General features: G+C 60.6%; 1 protein-coding gene. It reads right to left on the reverse strand.

What is annotated here, in order from left to right; all coding sequences use genetic code 11:
- Positions 1-356: ATP-binding cassette domain-containing protein (locus tag AB4099_RS35240; protein ID WP_441481514.1), on the reverse strand; the 356-nt coding region annotated here is incomplete at its 3' end.
- Positions 357-358: the final 2 nt, after the last annotated feature.

The raw sequence follows: 358 nt of genomic DNA on the forward strand, positions 1-358 counted from the left end.
TCGGCATCCTTCTTCGGCATCTTGCGCACCCAGATCGGGGCCAGCGTCAGGTTCTCCAGGATCGTCAGATGCGGGAACAGGTTGAAGTGCTGGAAGACCATGCCGACATCGCGGCGGATCTCGTCGATCTTCTTCAGGTCATTGGTCAGTTCGGTGCCATCGACGATGATCTGGCCCTTCTGGTGCTCCTCGAGCCGGTTGATGCAGCGGATCATCGTCGACTTGCCCGAGCCGGACGGCCCGCAGATCACCAGCTTCTCGCCGCGGGCGACTTTCAGGTTGATGTCGCGCAGCACATGGAACTCGCCATACCACTTATTGACCCCGATCATCTCCACGGCCGTGTCCGTGGTCAGGG

This window comes from Allobosea sp. 2KB_26 (genome assembly GCF_052115715.1).
Taxonomy (GTDB): Bacteria; Pseudomonadota; Alphaproteobacteria; order Rhizobiales; family Beijerinckiaceae; genus Allobosea.